Origin of the sequence: Halomonas profundus (genome assembly GCF_020865425.1) — a bacterium.
Lineage (GTDB): Bacteria > Pseudomonadota > Gammaproteobacteria > Pseudomonadales > Halomonadaceae > Vreelandella > Vreelandella titanicae.
In genome coordinates, this window is record NZ_CP086344.1 from 170555 (window position 1) to 187914 (window position 17360).

Below are 17360 nucleotides of genomic sequence, written 5' to 3' on the forward strand. Positions count from 1 at the left end.
CATAAAAGCCTGAGCATAAAAACGGCGCCCAATGTGAACTGACCCCATAAACTTGGACAGTGAAAAACTAAGCAGCCAAGGCCTGATTTCGGTACTGCACCGGACTCAGGCCTTTTAATTTGGTCTTAATCCGCTCGTGATTGTAGTAATGGATATAGTGCCGAATGCCCGCCTGTAATTGCTCAATGGTGTCAAAGCGGTTCAGGTAAAAATATTCTGACTTCAGCGTACCAAAGAAGCTCTCCATTGCGGCATTATCCAGGCAATTGCCTTTACGTGACATGCTCTGAATCACGCCATGCTCGCTGAGCTTACGCCGGTAAGCTGACATCTGATATTGCCAGCCTTGATCAGAATGCAGTAAAGGCGCGTCTTGGTCGGCCAACTTAGCCAAGGCTTTCTTGAGCATCCCCCCTACCAGCGAGTACTGCGGCTGTTTCTGCATTGAGTAGGACACGATTTCCCCGTTGTAGAGATCCATCACAGGCGACAAGTACAGCTTTTCGCCTCGGATATTAAACTCCGTGACGTCGGTTACCCACTTTTGGTTGGGTCGTTCAGCATGAAACTGGCGGGCAAGAAGATTGGGAACACTGGCCTGTTGTCCACGATAGGAGCGGTATTTCTTCGGGCGTACCAGCGACTTCAAGCCTAGATGCTGCATTAGGCGCTGGACTGTCTTATGGTTGACCTGCTCGCCCGACTGACGCAACGCTGCTGTGATTCGGCGATAACCGTAGCGGCCTTTGTGATGCTCGTAGAGGACGTGAATGCGTCGCTTCAGACCAGCATGCCGATCTTCCAACTGCTGAGCCCTTGCCTGATAATAGAACGTACTACGCGACAATTCTGCTACTTTTAGCAGCACCGCCAAAGGGTGGCCTTGCTTCAGCTCAAGGACTATCTGCGCTTTTTCTGCGCGGCTTGTTCTTTTGCCTGACGCAAGGCCCTCAACTTTTTTAGGTAGGCCACCTCAGCACGCAAGTACTCATTCTCTTGGAGCAGCTGCTCCAGCGAGCTCTTATCCGTCAGTGGAAGTGGGGGCTTTGGGGGCTCTGTTGTAGGCATCTTCGTCGGACGTCCTCGGGCTTTAGGCTCCAACGCTTGGAAGCCTCCTTCATGATACTGGCTTTCCCACTGTCGTACGACGCTCGTACCACCTCGAATATCGAACAGAGTCGTCGCTTGTAAGGCTGATAGCTCCTCTTGCCTCATCTGTTGCAACACCGCTAATTTGAACTCAGCGCTGTAGTGGGTGAACTTTTTCTGCAAGCCACTTAGACCATGCTGTTCAAAGTGTTTAACCCAACGCCTGACGGTTGTAGGGCCAAGACCGTACTGTCTGGCCAGACTCTTGTAACCCTGCTGTCCTTCTGCGTAGCGTTGCACTACTAGTAACTTGAACGCTTCATTATGTTTCGTCATGAAAAACACCCCAATCGTTGGATGAGCGTCCAACTTTTGGGGTGCAGTTCAAATTGGGCGCCGTTTTTATGCTTATCATGCGAGTAGCCGTACTAGCGTTAGTCGTTGAAACGCTGGAAGACTAAACACGCATTGGTACCGCCAAAGCCGAAGCTATTAGACAAGGCACGTTCTATCGTCACGTCATCGCGGCGTTCGGTGACAATATCAAAGCCGTCGGCCTGCTCATCCAAATCGGTGATATTCGCTGAGGCGGCAACAAAGTTGTGTTGCATCATCAGCAGTGAGTAGATCGCTTCCTGTACACCGGTAGCCCCCAGGGAGTGGCCGGTGAGCGATTTGGTCGAGCTCATGGCAGGTGTTGTATTCCCAAACACTTCGCGTATTGCCTTCAGTTCGGCAACATCGCCGACGGGGGTCGAAGTGCCATGGGTATTGATGTAGTCAATATCACCATCGACCGTTGCCATCGCCTGACGCATGCAACGCGTAGCACCTTCTCCCGAAGGGGCGACCATATCATGGCCGTCAGAAGTCGCGCCGTAACCCACCAGTTCGCCATAGATCTTGGCGCCGCGGGCTTTAGCGTGCTCGAGTTCTTCCAACACCAGCATGCCACCGCCGCCGGCGATAACAAAGCCGTCACGAGCTTTATCGTAAGGGCGTGAGGCCTTTTCAGGGGTATCGTTGTAGTGGGTAGAGAGCGCACCCATGGCATCAAACAAACAGGAGAGGGTCCAGTGCTCCTCTTCTCCGCCACCGGCAAATACCACATCCTGCTTGTTAAGCTGAATTTGTTCCATCGCGCTGCCAATACAGTGTGCGGAGGTCGCGCAGGCAGAAGAGATGGAGTAATTGACGCCTTTGATTTTAAACGGCGTTGCCAAGCACGCTGACACAGTGCTACCCATTGTCCGAGTGACGCGATAAGGACCAACGCGGCGCAGACCTTTTTCGCGCAGTATGTCGGCTGCTTCAACCTGATTAGCGCTTGAAGCACCGCCAGAGCCCGCAATAAGCCCCGTACGCTCGTTGGAGACCTGCGCTTCGCTTAGCCCAGCGTCTTCGATAGCTTGGGCCATAGAAACGTAAGCATAGGCCGCCGCGTCGCCCATAAAGCGGAGCAGTTTGCGGTCAATGAGTGCTTCAAGATCGATATCGACGCTGCCTGCCACATGGCTACGGAAGCCACGCTCGGCATACTCTTCCTTAAAACGAATACCGCTACGCCCAGTTTTGAGCGCGTCCAGGACCTGTCGTTGGTCGTTGCCAAGGCAAGATACGATGCCAAGGCCGGTGACTACCACTCGTCGCATGGGAGCCTCCTGTTCAGAAATTCGCAGTGGAGGTAAATAGGCCAACGCGCAGATCATTAGCCTGATAAATGTCGCGTCCGTCGACGGTTACGGTGCCGTCGGCGATACCCAAGATAAGACGTCGGGTAATAATACGCTTAATATTAATGCTATAGGTCACTTTTTGTGCATCCGGCAGGATCTGTCCGCTGAATTTAACTTCGCCGCAGCCAAGCGCACGTCCGCGACCAGGGTGGCCTAGCCAGCCCAGGTAAAACCCAACTAGCTGCCACATGGCGTCTAACCCTAAACAGCCAGGCATAACGGGATCCCCAGGGAAGTGGCAGTCAAAGAACCACAAGTCAGGCGTGATATCCAGCTCGGCGATCAGCTCGCCCTTGCCATGCTCACCGCCCTCTTCGTGAATGTGCTTGATGCGATCAAGCATCAGCATGTTAGGAGCCGGGAGCTGTGCATTTCCGGGGCCGAATAGCTCGCCGCGGGAGCAGGCCAGCAGTTCTTCGCGATCAAAGGAATGTTGCTTGGTCACTGAATCGTTCCGAATATCAAATTGGTTGTGTGGCTAGTCTACTTCCCGAAACCGCTGAATGCACGTAACAGGCTATTTATCGTCCATCACTAGAGATTTTAGCGGGTTGGCCGATAGCACTAAAAGTGAGCGGCTTGGCTCATTAATAGCCGATTATGCACAATAAGTGTTCCATTGCCGTAATATAGAGTATCCAAGTGACTTATTAGGCGGCATGATCAGCATGGCACCTAACGCTAATTTTTATCTGAGTTAATTTGTATAGGGTATAGCGAATCGCCATGTGGCTTCCTGTTTCACTCAATCGTCCGTTAGTTTGGGTCGCACTGACGGCGCTTCCCGCCTGTGTTTGGATACCTGATGCGATGCTACGTCTGGTGGCAGCATCGCTGGTCGCGCTTGGGCTGTGGGACGCCTGGAAACAAGTGCGTCAACAGCAGCTACGTCTGCGACTGTCGCAAGATACGTTAAGACTTGCCAGCGATGCCATGGTGATTAGCGATGCGCAAAATCGCGTGATGGTGGTTAACCCAGCATTTACCGAAATTACCGGCTATGCCAGCCAAGAGATTCAAGGGCTGAAGCTGGAGACACTGGCAGCCCCGCGCCATGACAAAGCCTTTTATCAAACGTTTTGGAGTACGCTAAAAAGCACCGGCCGCTGGGAAGGTGAAATGTGGAGCCGCCGTAAACACGGCGACGAGTACCCCGAGTGGCTAAAAGTCCGTGCCGTGACCGACAAACGCGGCAACATTACCCATTTTATTAATTTGTTTGCCGATATTTCGGCACAAAAAGCTCGTGAGCGCGATTTACGCCGTATCGGCTATGAGGACCCTCTCACTGGGCTGCCTAACCGTCGCCGTCTCCACGATCTGCTTGCCTCTCGGCTGCGCCATTTACGCGCAGGTGAGAGCCTGGATATGGCGCTGGTGGATATAGATGGTTTGAAATCAGTCAACGATAGCCTGGGGGTTGAGCAGGGTGATCGGCTGTTAGCACGTTTTGCCCAGCGGCTAACAGGCTATGTAGCAGGGAGCGTGGTAGGGCGCCTGGGCGGCGATGAGTTTATGGTAATCCGTACCACCACTTTTGACGATCACGACCAGTGGGTAGCCACCCTGCGTGAGCATATGAGTCGGCCCTTTGAAATTAACGACCACTCGCTGCGCTTAGGGCTCACGATTGGCAGCTGTCGCGTGCCTGAAGATGGTAACGACTCCGGCGTACTCTTCCAGCGCTTAGAGTCGGCGCTTTATAGCGCCAAACGGCTAGGACGTAACTTAAGTCAGCGCTTTCGCCCGGCGCTGGATAAGCAGGATAATCCTCAACTGGCGCTGGTCAGTGACCTGCGCGCCGCGCTTATTTCCGGTGACCAGTTGGAACTGCATTATCAAACCCAGCATGACCCTGCCAGCGGCGAGCTGGTGGGCATGGAGGCGTTACTGCGTTGGCGCCATCCCAAGGATGGCATGATTTCCCCAGGCGACTTTATTCCGTTGGCCGAGAGGCATGGTTTAATGAGTCAACTGGGAGCCTGGGTGATCGAAAAAGCCTGTGCCCAGCAGGCCCATTGGCGTAATAGTGCTATGCCCAAGCTAACAATTTGGGTCAATATTTCGGCACTGCAGCTGTTTCAAGGTGACCTGGAGAGCCAACTGACGACCTGCCTAAAGCGTTACCAACTGAAGTCTTCGCAAATTGGCTTAGAGCTGACGGAGTCGGTGCTACTCGACGAGCGTGCGGGGGATATGGGGCCACGCTTGCAGGCGCTACGGGATCAAGGCTTTGCGATTGCCATCGACGACTTTGGTACGGGCTATTCGTCGCTTGGCTATTTGAAGCGCTTGCCGGTGGACAAAATTAAACTCGATCGGGCCTTCATTAAAGAGCTGCCGCACGATCAGGCGGACGCCTCGATTGTTAAGGCGGTGCTAGCGATGGCGGAAGGCATGGGGCTAGGAGTGATTGCCGAAGGTGTTGAAACCAAAGAGCAGTGTCAGTTCTTGGTTAATGCCGGGTGCACGTCCGTACAGGGGTTCTACTTTGCTCGGCCGCTTGCCGCCGCTGAGTTGGAAAAACGTCTGGTGCCTGCACCAGTCACCGTCCCCTCTGCCTCATAGGCTTAAAATAGCTAATACCCACACAAAGCAACGCCCAAACGAGCGCCTGAGCGGGCAGTAACCAAGCCGACAGGGTCACCTCTGCCAGTAGTGCGCCGCCATAATAAGAGAGTGGGCCACTAATGGCACCACATAGCGCGGCTAGCAGCGGGTAGCGCCACAGCCAGGCCAGTGAGTGATAGACCAGGGTGGCAAACAGCGGCCAGAGCATCCATAGCCATAGCGGCAGAAGCCCTAGCACCAGCGTTTGATCGTTAAAATCGAAACCACCTAGTAATTGCAAGCCTCCATCAATCACTAGTCCCAGCAGCGCAAATCCGGCGATAAAGCGCCACTCTCCGGGCCACGCGCAGCGCCATAGATGCCAGGCCAACAGGCTGCCCCCTGCAAAGGCTGCTACCCATGAACCACCGAGTACGCATAGTAGCCAGCCAGCCTCAAAGCGCAGGGCATTCAACACCAGCGTCTGCCACTTGCACGATACCATTTAGAGCGCACCTGTGAGCGGAAGGGGTTTCGCCGCGGGTTTCGCCAGCAGTAGGTGGCAGGTGCCGATGGAGCGCTCGATAAAACCACCCTCGCAGTAGCACAGGTAGTAACGCCACATGCGAATAAAGCGCTCGTCGTAGCCCAGTGTTCTCACCTGCTCCAGGCTGGCTTCGAAGCGGTGGCGCCACTCGCGTAATGTGCGCGCGTAATGCGGGCCAATTTCATCCAGCGCGACGATGTTCAGCGACGTTTTACGCATAACGCTGGTTAACATGGCGTGGTGCGAGGGAAGAAAGCCGCCAGGAAAAATGTAGCGCTTGATAAAGTCCATATCGCGTTTAGCTTCTTCAAAGCGCTGATCGCGGATGGTGATGGCTTGCAGCATGGCCTGCCCATCGTCGGTCAGCAGGCTATCCAGCTTGTTGAGGTAGGTATCGAGGTACTGATGCCCCACCGCTTCAATCATCTCTACCGAAATGAGCCGGTCATAGCGGCCGGTCAATTCCCGGTAATCCTGCTTAAGCAGGGTGATTCTGTCCTCCAGCCCCTCTTCCATGATGCGTTTTGCTGTATGGGCGTGCTGCTCGTCCGAAATGGTGGTTGTGGTGACACGGCAGCCACGGGTTTTGGCTGCATGAATCGCCAGCCCTCCCCAGCCAGTGCCAATCTCTAGCAGGTGATGCTCGGGCTGCACATCGAGCTTTTCCAGCATCAAGTCGAGCTTGTAGGTAGAGGCCTCTTCCAAGCTGGCTTCGGGATAGGGAAACACGGCGCTTGAATACATCCAGTGGTGGCGATCTAAAAACGTCGAAAACAGATCGTTGCCAATATCGTAGTGGGCGGCAATATTGCGTTTCGAGCCAGTTAGGCTGTTGCGCTGAAAGCGGTAGGCGGCACCCAGCAGCCAGCGGGCAATGCGAGCGCTGCCGTTCTCCATTTTCCCATTCACATGCTCAAGGTTGGCAGCGAACAGCCGTACCAGGGCGACCAGATCGTCGGCGTCCCAATCGCCGTCCATATACGACTCGGCAGCTCCTACCGTGCCGCCAAAGGCGAGACGTTTCCAAGCGCGGGAGTGGCGTATCACCACGGTCACCTGCAGCGGGCCTTGCTGACCCAAGTGATGACACTGATTGCCCTCAATCAGGGTGATACGTCCGCCGCGAAAGGTGTCCAGTTGGGCCATTAGGCGTGGCTTTAGCCACTTGGTTAAGCGGCTTTCGGCAACCGGTTGAAGGTTAGGGGGCGTGGAACGCAGGGTCGTCACTTTGAAGTCTCCTTGCGCTTGGGGTGGTTATAAACGGGGACGCGCTTAAGCCACAGGCGAAGCGCTTCAAAATGAATACCCGCAATGGTTTTCAGGCTCATCCATGGCTGGCGAGCCAAGGCTTTTAGCAACGTGCCGCGGGTGGCGGGTGAGGCGTCAAGGGTCAACGTGGCATCAAAATGGCACTGCTGATCCTGCCAATTTTCCATATGCAGAAAGAGCTTTTCGCCGGGTGCATTAAACTTCCAACGGTAAGTCATCTCCATGGGGTTAAACGGCGAGACGTGGAGGTCTTTATCGAAATGCGCTTGGTGACTATGGCGTGAGGGATCCACCGCGCTGGCGTAGCAGGTGCGCTCACGCCAGGGCATATTGGTGACCTCACTTAATACGGCTGTCAGTCGCCCCAGGTGGTCGTAAGCGTAGTAGACGGAAATAGGGTTAAACATGCAGCCCAGCGTGCGTAGCTGGGTAAGCACGCAGATACGGCCATTAGGCGCGCTTCCCAACTGCCGAATTAGCTCTTCGCGAACGGCGGTTTTCAGCGGGCGATCAACCGGCCCCAGATAGTCTTCGCGACGAAAACGCGCCAGCGCAGGGCGACGGGCACTAAAGCCGGGCACCTTGTCGAACAGCTCGGGCAGCTCGTCCAGATCCAGCCAGGCCATCCATAGCTGGTAACTAAAGGCGTGGGATTTGGGCGTAAAGCGCCGGTGGCGTAGGGTGCCACGATAAATACGCGAGCGTGGCTGGGTGGTTATCCCAGCTGTCATTTCAGTCAGCATGCTAGCCATCAACTCAGCCCCTCGACACCTTGCGGCGTTAGCAGCTCATGGGCAGGTAGCGCGGAAGGTGGCGCAGGCGGCGGGGCGGCTTCATCACAGCCTAACGCTTGCGCCACCCGCAGTGCGCTCCACACGCCGTCTTCGTGGAAGCCGTTACGCCAGTAAGCACCGCAAAAGTGGGTGCGATGGGCCGTAGACGAAATGTCGGCGTGTCGTGCCTGAGCCGCTTGGCCAGCCAGGGTGAACTGGGGGTGTGCGTAAGTGTAGCGGCCCAGCACCTTGTTTGGATCAATGCTGGCGCTGTCGTTCAGGGTCACGCAAAAAGTGGTGTCGCTCTCTATCCGTTGAAGGATATTCATAGCGTAAGTGACCGATACCCGTGCTTCGCTATCGCGCTGATCCAGGCGGTAATTCCAGCTCGCCCAGGCGCGCTTGCGCCGCGGCAGCAGGGCGGTGTCGGTATGTAGCACCACTTCGTTATCCTGGTACGGCATGGCGCCGAGGATCGCTTTCTCGTCGCCGCTGGCGTCGCCCAGCATGGCCAGGGCCTGGTCGGCGTGGCAGGCGAGCACTACTTGGTCAAAGCGCTGGGTTCCGGAGGGCGTGGTGATACTAACGCCGGTACTGTTGCGGGTAATTCGGGTGACCGGTGTATTGAGGTGAATACGCGATGCATAGGGCGCCGTAAGACCGGGGATATAGCTTTTCGAACCGCCCACCAGGGTGTACCACTGGGGGCGATGGTTGACCGATAGCAGGCCGTGATTGCGAAAAAAACGCACAAAAAACGCCAGCGGGAAAGCGCGTAAATCACTGATGCTGGCCGACCAGATGGCAGCCCCCATGGGCAGTAAGTAGCGCTGCTGAAAATCGCGGTTGTAGTGGTTGCGATCCAGGTATTCACCCAGGGTTATATGTTCGGGAAGCTGTTGGCTCTCCAGCGCGTTGGTGGCCTGCTTGTTAAAGCGCAGAATGTCGCCCAGCAGGCGATAAAAAGAGGGATTAAACAAATTGCGTCGTTGGGCAAACAGCGAGCCCAAGGTATGACCGTTGTACTCAAAATCCCGCGCTGTTTCATGTACCGAGAAACTCATTTCGGTGGCTTGTGAGGCGACGCCCAGGGTGGCCATAAGGCGCTGAAAGTGCGGATAGGTCCAGTCGTTAAAGACAATAAAGCCGGTATCAATAGCGTAGGAGTCTTCCGCAACGTTCACGTCCATGGTGGCGGTGTGCCCTCCCAGGCGTGAATCTGCTTCAAACAGCGTGACGTCATGTTGGGCGGAGAGGTACCAGCCTGCTGCCATGCCGCTAATACCGCTGCCAACAATGGCAATACGTTGTGATGCCCCAGAACTTTGCGATGCCATGGCGCTCATGACGACTCCTTTTGGCTGCGGGTCATGCGCAGGCCAATCTGACGGCGCACAGTGGGGGGCAAAATGCCCAGCAATTTGACCAGATAGGTAAACCGGCGTGGAAAGTGGATATCCAGCCGCCCCTTCACCAGCCCCGCGATAATGGCATCAGCTGCTTGCTCTGCCGTTACCTGCATCGGCATAGGGAAGTCATTACGTTCGGTGAGCGGCGTTTTCACAAAGCCAGGGTGGATCAGGCTGACCTCAATGCCCTCCTGATCAAGGTCTAAGCGCAGCGACTCTAAAAAGTAACTTACCGCGGCTTTAGACGCCCCATAGGCTTCCGCACGAGGTAGCGGTAAATAGGCTGAAGCGCTGGAGGTGGCGGCTAACCGAGCCAGGAGGCCCTCTTTGCGCGCCGCGCGCAACAGCGGCAGTGCGGCTTCGACGCCGTACAAAGTGCCGAATAGATTGGGCTTCAAAACCCGCTCGACTAAGTCCATATCGAACTGCTGAGCATTCAGATATTCGCAGGTGCCGGCATTAAAGAGCGCCAAATTTAACGCCCCGAGCTGCTCGCGGATGTCGTTACCCGCCTTGAGCACTGCTTGACGGTCGCTGATATCCAGCGAGAGAGGGTGGGCATTGGGGTGGCCCCGGCACAGAGCTTCGAGTGCTTCGTCACTGCGCGCGCTAAGCACTACCTGGTGGCCTTGGGCGATGAGCTTACGCGCAAGCGCTTCACCAATGCCGGAGGTGGCACCGGTTAACCAAATGCGTTGGGGCGTTTTCCATGTGCTCATTAAGCCTCCTCGGGTTCCCTGCGGTGATGTTATCGCTTAGGCAAGGCGTTTTTTTAACCAGCGAATGGCGCTTCCCATCAGCGGTAAATGTTCGTAAAGCATGGCGCCCGCATCAAAATAATCGCGATGACGCTCCACGCGCCCATCGGCGGCAAAGGTAAGTGCGCTACAGCCTTCCACATTGACAGGCTGGCCACCTGCCAATCGGGGATGAATAAACGTCATGCTCCAGGTGACAAATGCTTGCTGACCCTGTAACTGTCGAGTGTGGTAAGTGAAGTGGCACTGCTCGACATTTTCATACATGGTTGAAAAATAAAGCGCTAACGCGTCGCGACCTTCAATATGGTGCAGCGGGTCACTAAAAATTATATTTTCAGTATATACCTCGTATAGCTTTTCTGTACAGGTGTTGTCTAGTTTATTAAAAAAGGCGCAGAACGCCTCTAATACCGCAGGCTCAGCCATCACGGTCTCCCTAGTAGTTGCTACAACAGATTTATTTAGAGAGCGATTTAAATGCCTCTAAGGCGCGCTGACGTGCTGCCTTGTGATCGACAATAGGCGCTGGATAATCGACGTCGCTAAGCAGATCATTAGGTGGCGCGTGGCGCGCTTTGGCGGGTAGTTTGGCAAGCTCAGGCAGCCAGTGGGCAATAAAATCACCGTCCGCATCAAAACGGGTGGATTGGGTGGTGGGATTGAAAATACGGAAGTAGGGCGCAGCATCAGTACCCGTAGAGGCCGCCCATTGCCAGCCGCCGTTATTGGCGCAGAATTCACCGTCAATCAAGTGGCGCATAAAAAAGGCTTCACCGCGTCGCCAATCAATCAGTAGATGTTTGCTTAAAAACATCGCCGTGATCATGCGCAGTCGGTTATGCATCCAGCCGGTGTTCACTAATTGGCGCATGGCGGCATCAACAATGGGATATCCCGTACGCCCCTCGCACCAAGCCTGAAAGCCTTCGTCATCGTCACGCCAAGCTAGTTGCTTGGTATGCTCCTGAAAGGGCTGGTAGCGGCACACCTGTGGAAAACCCACCGCTACGTGCTGATAAAATTCTCGCCAGACCAGCTCGTTGACCCAGGTAGTAAGGCCGATATCGCCATCGGCTAAGTGGTCGCCGTTTTCGCTCATCACCGCTTGTAAACATTGGCGATGGGAGATCATGCCTAGCGCTAGATAGGGCGACAGTTCACTGGTGCCGCGCACCTTCGGTAGGTCGCGCTGGGCGTTATAGTGACGACCACGAAAGCGTAGGAAGCGCGCTAAGTTATCCGCCGCGGCATTTTCACCGGCTGGCCACAGCTGCCCATCGATAGGGGAGCTATCAAGCTTGGGAAGTTCAGGCAGCAGGTCGCTTTGAATATCCAGCGCCGCTTGTACCTGTGGCGTCGCGCGCAGCGCCAACTGATCAGCGCTGACCTGCTTGTGCCACGCCTTGGAGAACGGTGTAAATACCCCGTAGTAGTCGCCCTTCCCGGTTAGCAGGCTGCCGGGGGCAAACGCTATGGCATCGTGGTAGCCTTGTGCGGTAATCCCGGCCTGTTTGAAGGCGTCTTGCACAGCCTGGTCGCGGTGGCGCTCATTGAGCGCGTACTCGTGATTGAAGTGCAACTGCTCAACATCATATTCGCGAGCGATCTCAAGCAGCACCTCGGGTGCCTGGTCATAACGTTCAATATCGCGATGCAGCAGCGGAATATTCAAACCGTTAAGCGCCGTTTTGACGCTAGCGACGCCGCGCGCCCAAAAATCCAGCTTATTAGCGCCGTGGCCATGCGCTTGCCACTGAGGAATGCTGCGCAAAAACACCGCTATCACAGGGCCCTTAACCGCGGCGGCGGCGAGGGCACTGTTGTCGTCAATACGCAGGTCGCTGCGCAGCCATATCAACTGATGCTTTATAGGCTTTCCGGTCATAGGGGCCTCCTGCGACACAAAAAAATGGCCGGTCGCCACGAAGGCGAACGGCCAGAATGAAGGCGCGCTGGTTAGAGTACGCCAGACTCGCGTAACAGTGGGCGCAACCGGGCAATCGCCTGAGGCAGGTCATCGCCCAGCATGTGTACTGGCCCATCGCGCAAATCGTTTTCGCGCAGACGAGCCACTTCGCCGCATACGCCGATGGGTACGTTAAGCGTCTCAGCCGCTTTAGGCAGCGCCTGGTTGATATAGCTATCGCTCTCCCGCTGACCGCTAGAGAGCAGCACCATGGACGAGTGCAGCCGCGCCACTGCCTGTGGAAGATCCTCAAGCGGCAGCGAGTGGTCAAGCATCTGCACCCGGTAGCCTTGCTCGCTGGCCATTAGCGCCGACATCAGTACCCACAGCGGGCCGGGGTCGTCGGGCATGGCGTTGAGTAGAATCAGCGGGCCACGGGTAGCCTGATTGGCATAGTGCAAGCGGATGCCCACCTGGCTGCGCAGAAAGGCTTCCAACGTGCGGCGAACAAGCTGGTCTGCCTGAATGGCCCACTTGGCTTCTAAGGTCAAAATAACTGGCTGCCAGAGTTCATTAATGGCCACGCTCAGTGGGTAGAGCGCCAAACTCTGATGATAAAACGCCTCCAGCTTGGCGAGATCCAACGCTTCGATAATAGCTTGCAACTGCTGGCGCTGGCTCGCCCAGTCTCCGGCATCAGGTGACGGGGCTTCAATTGTTTCTGGCTGGTCAAGCAAGTCGGCGACTTGACTGACCGGCACACCACGATTGAGCCACTGCAGGATGCGTTCGATGCGGGTGATGTCGTCCTGAGCGTAAAGACGATGACCTTTCGGAGTGCGCTGGGGGCGAATTAGCCCGTAACGTCGTTCCCAGGCGCGAAGCGTGACCGAATTCACCCCAGTTAAGCGAGAAACCTCGCGTATCGGATAGAGTGGCGTATCGGGGGGGTGGGTCGCCTTAAGACTCATGGGCGCCAGTACCTCTTCGTTGACTGCAGTGCGGCGCTGCAGGGGCTTGTTATTGTTCGCCGCGGCGAAGGTGATTCATGTTCCATTTAAAGGTTGCCTGATTTAAAAACTAAACATTAGCACGATACTGTATGCCCATTTGTACAACTTGTCGCTACCCGGTACAACCTTTATAAGAATCCTTCTTAATCATTTAAGCTCGCTCTTTATTGAACCGACCGGCCTATTAGCGCCTTTCCTAAACGGTGGCCGGATAGCCAAGCATCCTCAACGCGGCCGTCGCGGAAGCTGTCGCCGCACAGAGCCAGGCCACTTGCATTGTATAAGAAATCATGTGCGCAAGTAGTTGATGGCTGCGCATAGCGCCAGCGATAAGCAGCGCTTTTGATCATCATTGTGCGCCTGCCGGCCGCGTGAACTAGCCTGATAGGTAAGTGTCGGCCAGGCGGCTATGCAGGATTTCAACGATGCCACCAACAGGAGCAAAACCCCATGCGTGTATTAATCACCGGAGGCAGTGGCTTTGTCGGCCAGCGACTATGCCGGCAGTTAGTTGAACAGGGTCACGAGGTGCAGGTGGTCTCCCGCTCGCCTCACCAAGTGCGGGATCGTTTGCCGAACAATTGTGACATTCGCGATAGCGCCCAGGCGTTTATTGAATCGCCGCCGGACGCCTTGGTTAACCTGGCCGGTGAGCCGATTGCCGCCAAGCGCTGGAGCGATGAGCAGAAAGCCAAGCTGATTAACTCCCGGGTGGCGGCGACCGAGCAGTTGGTGGCGCTTTGCGAGCAGCTCAAAGCTAACGGCCAGCCGCTGCCCAAGGTGATGGTATCGGGTTCAGCGATGGGCTACTACGGCGATCAGGGCAAGCGCGTGGTGACTGAGAAGACCATGCCTAACGATGAGTTTGCCCATCGGCTGTGCAAACAGTGGGAGGCAGCCGCTAAGCCTATTGAGGCCATGGGCGTGCGGCTGGCGATTGTGCGCATTGGCCTAGTGCTAGAGGCGGGTGGAGGCAGCCTGGAGAGGATGCTGCCGCCGTTTAAGTGGGGGCTGGGTGGCCGCTTTGGCAGCGGTGAGCAGTTTATGCCGTGGATCCACCGCGACGATTTAGTCGCGGCGATCCTGTTTCTCATCAATCAAGAGGACTTGAGCGGTGCCTTCAATGGCTGTGCCCCGCATCCAGTGACTAATGCCACCTTCACTAAAACCCTGGCCAGTCACCTCAATCGCCCGGCCATTTTCCCAGTACCCGCTTTTGTATTAAAAGCGGGCTTTGGAGAAATGTCGCGGTTACTGCTGACCGGAGCAGATATGCGCCCCGTGCGCCTGGAAGAGGCAGGGTTTAGCTTCCAATACCCCACCCTGGACAAGGCGCTTGAGGCGATCCTTTAGCGGTCGGCATCAACGGTGATAATCACCCGTACTGAGTCCAGCCGCAGGCGGGTGTTTTCAATGGCTTCGCTAAGTGCCTTGCGCTCATCTTTTAGCGCGTCGATTTCCGCACTGCGCACCGCCGGGTTGTGCTCAGCCAGGGCGGTTAAGCGGGCAATCTCGGCGTCCAACTGAGTGCGCATACGCGCTTCGGCGTTCTCGACGATGCTGGGCAACTGGCGCTCGGCTTCGCCTTCACCCTGCGTTAGCAGTTCACGCAGCTGGTCGTGACGGCTCTTGATCAAATCCCGCGCCAGCGACTTGTTGACCTTCTGCAGGTTTTTGCCCAAGCCGGTGAAGGAGATCTTGCTGGTCAGGTTGGCGCCCGATTCATCCAGCAGCAAACGCACCGCGGTGGGTGGCAGGAAGCGGTTAAGATGCAGCTTCTTGGGTGCCGGGCAGTGAGTGCGAAACACCAGCTCGGCCATCAAGCGGCCGCTGGGAATGGCGTCGTGGCGCAGTAGCGCCAGCGCCGAGTTGCCCATGGTGCCATCCAGCACCCGACCCATCATTTCACGCAGCAGTGGGTGTTCCCAGGAGAGCCGCTGCACATCGTCACGGGCCAGCGCCTGGGAGCGGCTGTAGGTGGCGGTAAAGCCCTCTTCACCTTTAACCAGGCCCGGCAGGCCATCCAGCATATGTTGGCTGGGCTGCAGGTGCATTAAGCCCTTGCCGATCTCCTGGCTATCCACGCCGAAAATATCCAACGCTCGCTCAAGATAGCGCGGCAGGGCGGCGTCATCGTCAAGCTCGCGCACCGCGTCGATCACCTGCTGAGCGCGGGCGGGGCGGCAGGCGTTGAGCTCCAGCAGTCGGTTGCGGCCCGCATCGTGCTCCGCCAGCTTGGCGCTAAACATCGTGCGGGTTTCGGCGATGATCTCGTCAAGTGCCTCATCATCCAGCAAGGCATCAGCCAGGGCGTCACCAAAGGCATCAAACAGCTCGTTGCCGACCCCATGGGGGGCACTGAAAGCATCCATACCTTCGTGGTACCAGCGCAGCAGGCGCTCGCCGGGGCTGCCCTCAAAAGTAGGAATATGCAGCTCAATAGCGTGGCGCTGACCGATGCGATCCAGGCGGCCAATGCGCTGTTCGAGCTGATCTGGGTGCTGGGGCATATCGAACATCACCAGGTGGCGGCAGAACTGGAAGTTGCGCCCCTCTGAGCCAATTTCCGAGCAGACCAGAACCTGTACGCCCTCATCCTCATCGGCAAACGCCGCCGCCGCGCGGTCACGCTCGATCAGGGAGAGGTCTTCGTGGAACACCGGCGCGTGGTAGCCGCCCAGCACCCGTAGCCCTTCAGCAAGGCCTTCAGCGGTTTCCCGGTGGTGGGCAATGACCAGGACTTTTTCGTTGGCGAAGCCGCTCTCACTGTCGTCGCTAAGCTTTTCCAGTAGCCAGTTAACCCGCGGGTCGATGTGCCACCAGTCTTCGCCATTGAGGGGATCATTGCTGAGCTCGCGGTAGGCCGCGTCGGGGTAGATCAGCACGTCGGGGTGATCCATGCCGGTCTCGATCAACAGCTCGTCGAGGTAGTCGTCGTCGCGCTCTAAGCGGCGCACCACGCGACGGTAGGCCGAAGGCAGCGCTAACGGTGCCAGGTTTAAGCGCCGCTCCGGGAAGCCTCCTACGTGACGGCGGCTGTTGCGGAACATCACTCGACCGGTACCGTGGCGATCCAGCAGCGCTTCGCTCAGCTGGTCGCGAGCGGTGTCCTGCTGCGCTTTGCTTGCCTCCGGGTTGCACAGGATGGCCAGCAGCGCTTGGCTGTCGCGGTCATCGGCTACCGCGGAGACGTCGCTACGGGCGCTAGGGTCGTCAGGCAGTGCCTCCAAGGCGTCGATGGCGCGGGCCACTTCGGTGTAGTGGCTCTCTTCGGCTTTGAAGCGCTCAAGATCGTGGTAGCGCTCGCTATCCAGCAACCGCAGGCGGGCAAAGTGGCTCTTGATACCCATCTGTTCGGGGGTCGCGGTGAGCAGCAGCAGGCCGGGAATCACCGCCGAAAGCTGTTCAACGCACCGATAGCCGGGGCCGCTGCCTTCTTCACTCCAGTCGAGGTGGTGCGCTTCGTCAACAATCAGCAGGTCGAACTGGCTGGCCAGTGCCTGCTCTTGACGCTGAGGGTTGGCAAATAGCCAGCCCTGGCTCGCTAGCACCAGCTGGGCGCTCTCAAAGGGGTTGGCGCTGCCGTGGGCCTGGCTCTGGGTTTCATCCAGTAGCGAGACGTTGAGCGAAAAGCGCCGCAGCAGCTCGACCAGCCACTGGTGAGTGAGGCTGTCGGGCACAAGAATCAGCGCCCGCTCAACACGGCCATTGAGCAGCAGGCGGTGCAGAATCAGGCCAGCTTCAATGGTTTTACCCAGGCCCACTTCATCCGCCAGCAGTACCCGGGGTGCATGGCGGTTGGCCACTTCATTGGCAATGTAGAGCTGATGGGGTATCAGATCGATGCGCGGCCCGGAAAAGCCTAGCGCGCTGTGCTGCTCGATACGTTGATAGTGGTGCAGGGTACGAAAGCGCAAATCAAACCAGTCGTTGCGATCGACCTGGCCGGTCAGCAGGCGGTCGCGAGCCTGGTCGAACTGCATGGTATCGGCGAGTTTGGCCTCGGGCAGCTCGCGCAGATTGCCTTCCTTGTCTTCACCGATATAGGTGATCAGGCCGTTGGACTCTTTGCTGTCATCGACAACGATCTGCCAGCCGTCAGCAGAGAGTACGCGGTCGCCGCTGCCGAACATAACGCGGGTCAGCGGGGCTTGGCGGGTGTTATAGGTACGGGTTTCCTGACTGGCACTGAACAAAATGGTAACGCTACGGGCGTCGCAGTTAAGCACGGTACCGAGCCCAAGCTCGGCTTCGCCGTCGCTAATCCAGCGTTGGCCGGGAGAAAAATCGCTCATGATGCCTCGGGA

General features: G+C 56.8%; 14 protein-coding genes. 2 read left to right on the top strand and 12 right to left on the bottom strand.

Annotation, left to right across the window (positions count from 1 at the left end; all coding sequences use genetic code 11):
• Positions 1–67: 67 nt before the first annotated feature.
• From LMS44_RS00730 to fabA, 3 genes are all read right to left on the bottom strand, one after another.
• A protein-coding gene (locus LMS44_RS00730) for an IS3 family transposase (protein WP_223827930.1) occupies positions 68–1425 on the bottom strand; the annotation gives its coding sequence in 2 pieces (ribosomal slippage) (positions 68–943 and positions 946–1425; 1356 coding nt in all).
• A gap of 98 nt (positions 1426–1523) precedes the next feature.
• Entirely contained in the window at positions 1524–2741 is a 1218-nt protein-coding gene (gene fabB / locus LMS44_RS00735) for a beta-ketoacyl-ACP synthase I (protein WP_022520896.1), read from the bottom strand.
• Between the two features lie 13 nt (positions 2742–2754).
• Positions 2755–3270 (bottom strand): 3-hydroxyacyl-[acyl-carrier-protein] dehydratase FabA, encoded by a 516-nt coding sequence (fabA, locus tag LMS44_RS00740; RefSeq protein WP_022520895.1) that lies wholly within the window; start codon positions 3268–3270, stop codon positions 2755–2757.
• Between the two features lie 281 nt (positions 3271–3551).
• On the opposite strand from fabA, the gene LMS44_RS00745 reads away from it, so the two are divergent.
• On the top strand, positions 3552–5393 hold the full coding sequence (locus LMS44_RS00745) for a putative bifunctional diguanylate cyclase/phosphodiesterase (RefSeq protein ID WP_022520894.1): 1842 nt from the start codon (positions 3552–3554) through the stop codon (positions 5391–5393).
• On the opposite strand, the gene LMS44_RS00750 is transcribed toward LMS44_RS00745, so the two are convergent.
• The 8 genes from LMS44_RS00750 to LMS44_RS00785 form a co-directional block, all read right to left on the bottom strand.
• On the bottom strand, positions 5371–5880 hold the full coding sequence (locus tag LMS44_RS00750; RefSeq protein ID WP_022520893.1) for a DUF2878 domain-containing protein: 510 nt from the start codon (positions 5878–5880) through the stop codon (positions 5371–5373). The two genes, LMS44_RS00745 and LMS44_RS00750, sit on opposite strands and share 23 nt — an antisense overlap.
• Positions 5881–7149 (bottom strand): SAM-dependent methyltransferase, encoded by a 1269-nt coding sequence (locus LMS44_RS00755; RefSeq protein ID WP_027958777.1) that lies wholly within the window; start codon positions 7147–7149, stop codon positions 5881–5883.
• Positions 7146–7943, bottom strand: a complete 798-nt coding sequence (locus LMS44_RS00760; protein WP_241254316.1) for a DUF1365 domain-containing protein — start codon at positions 7941–7943, stop codon at positions 7146–7148. The genes LMS44_RS00755 and LMS44_RS00760 overlap by 4 nt, the downstream gene beginning before the upstream one ends.
• Positions 7943–9310, bottom strand: a complete 1368-nt coding sequence (locus tag LMS44_RS00765; protein WP_009288161.1) for an NAD(P)/FAD-dependent oxidoreductase — start codon at positions 9308–9310, stop codon at positions 7943–7945. The genes LMS44_RS00760 and LMS44_RS00765 overlap by 1 nt, the downstream gene beginning before the upstream one ends.
• Positions 9307–10092: an SDR family NAD(P)-dependent oxidoreductase gene (locus LMS44_RS00770; RefSeq protein ID WP_278370561.1), complete on the bottom strand. Its 786-nt coding sequence runs from the start codon at positions 10090–10092 to the stop codon at positions 9307–9309. Before LMS44_RS00770 ends, LMS44_RS00765 begins: the two co-directional genes overlap by 4 nt.
• Before the next feature lie 36 nt (positions 10093–10128).
• On the bottom strand, positions 10129–10560 hold the full coding sequence (locus tag LMS44_RS00775) for a nuclear transport factor 2 family protein (RefSeq protein ID WP_022520889.1): 432 nt from the start codon (positions 10558–10560) through the stop codon (positions 10129–10131).
• Between the two features lie 31 nt (positions 10561–10591).
• Complete coding sequence (phrB, locus tag LMS44_RS00780) at positions 10592–12004, bottom strand: deoxyribodipyrimidine photo-lyase (protein ID WP_278370563.1); 1413 nt, start codon at positions 12002–12004, stop codon at positions 10592–10594.
• Positions 12005–12090: 86 nt separating this feature from the next.
• Positions 12091–13011 carry a MerR family transcriptional regulator gene (locus LMS44_RS00785; RefSeq protein ID WP_009288159.1) on the bottom strand — a complete coding sequence of 307 codons (921 nt, stop codon included), beginning with the start codon at positions 13009–13011 and terminating at the stop codon, positions 12091–12093.
• Positions 13012–13503: 492 nt separating this feature from the next.
• Between LMS44_RS00785 and LMS44_RS00790 the strand changes: the two genes are divergently transcribed.
• Positions 13504–14406 (top strand): TIGR01777 family oxidoreductase, encoded by a 903-nt coding sequence (locus LMS44_RS00790; protein WP_027958783.1) that lies wholly within the window; start codon positions 13504–13506, stop codon positions 14404–14406.
• Here LMS44_RS00790 and rapA read toward each other — a convergent pair.
• Positions 14403–17348, bottom strand: a complete 2946-nt coding sequence (gene rapA / locus LMS44_RS00795) for an RNA polymerase-associated protein RapA (protein WP_039860224.1) — start codon at positions 17346–17348, stop codon at positions 14403–14405. The genes LMS44_RS00790 and rapA overlap by 4 nt on opposite strands.
• Positions 17349–17360 lie beyond the last annotated feature (12 nt).